This window comes from Pseudoalteromonas sp. MMG005, assembly GCF_018101015.1.
GTDB classification, from domain to species: Bacteria; Pseudomonadota; Gammaproteobacteria; order Enterobacterales; family Alteromonadaceae; genus Pseudoalteromonas; species Pseudoalteromonas aurantia.
This window is the reverse complement of record NZ_JAGJEK010000064.1, coordinates 1-1,361: the sequence shown is the minus strand read 5'-3', so window position 1 is coordinate 1,361 and position 1,361 is coordinate 1. Positions and strand designations below refer to the sequence as shown.

Genomic DNA, 1,361 nt, shown 5'->3' with positions numbered 1-1,361 from the left:
GCCAACCAGTTAGCATGTCTATTACGTCAGGAAGGATTACAACAAGGAGAGGCTGTAGGTATTTTATTGACACGCTCGGTGAATATGGTCGTGGCTTTACTGGGGGTGCTAAAAGCGGGGGGAACATACATACCGTTGGACCCGAACTATCCTAGAAGCCGTTTAGATCACATCATCGAAGATACTGCGTTGCGACAGGTTATTAGTCAAAGTAACACCCATGAGTTACTCGCTTTAACGGGCATAACGCAATGGCTATTAGATGACAATCAGCTACAACAACAATTGTCGCAGTATCCAACAACTAACTTAGCAAGAAACGTCAATGCTAACAGTGCACAAAATTGTTACCTGATTTATACCTCAGGCTCAACAGGCAAACCCAAAGGGGTATCGATAGCGCATCGAAATGCCATGGCAATGGTGCAATGGGGTGGAGAGTTTTATCAGCAAGATGAATTAGCGGGTGTCCTGGCAAGTACATCATTGAACTTTGACCTATCAGTATTTGAATTATTTGTGCCACTGAGCTTTGGCGGCAAAGTGATAGTAGTGGAAAATATTTTGAGTTTACTGAGCGAAGATATTGCAGGTATTCGTTTGGTGAATACGGTGCCATCAGGCATTGATGCATTAGTGTCAGCACAGCGATTGCCAAGCAGCGTTGTGAGTGTCAATTTGGCGGGTGAGCCGTTGAAGAAAGTGCTAGTAGAGACCTTATTTGCAGAGCATAGTTTACGCCGCGTAGTGAATTTATATGGGCCATCAGAAGATACGACGTATTCAACTTATTATGAGATGACTTCGGCACCAAGCAAAGAGCCAAGAATAGGAAAGCCCATTGCGAATACGCAAGTGTATGTATTAGGGGCACAAGAAGAGCTGTTACCTTTGGGTGTAACAGGAGAGTTGTATTTAGGGGGCGCAGGTGTTGCGAATGGATATTTTAATCAAGCAGAGCTAACAGCATCACGTTTCGTGAAGAATCCTTTTAGTCATGAAGCAGATTCGCGATTATATAAGACAGGGGATTTGGTACGTTACGATGAAGAGGGACAATTGTGTTTTATAGGCAGGACAGATGAGCAAGTTAAAATACGCGGGTTTCGAGTAGAAGTAGCAGAGATAGAGCATCATTTAAATGAGCATAATTCAGTATTAGAGGCCATTGTCCTGGTGACGCAAGGTTCGAACGAGCAACAGTTGCAGGCATATGTAAGAACGGATGAGGAAGAAACAGGGTTAGCGCAACAACTGAGATCACATTTATTAAGCGCACTCCCAGAATATATGGTCCCGAGTCGGTTTGTGTTTATGGCTCAATGGCCATTGTCAGCAAATGGTAAAATAGACAAGCAAGC

The 1,361-nt window shown here is 43.8% G+C and carries 1 protein-coding gene; it reads left to right on the top strand.

Annotated features, from left to right (window positions below; all coding sequences use genetic code 11):
* Positions 1 to 1,361, top strand: a 1,361-nt coding sequence (locus J8M01_RS23695) for an amino acid adenylation domain-containing protein (RefSeq protein ID WP_211059589.1), incomplete at both ends; no start/stop codon positions are given.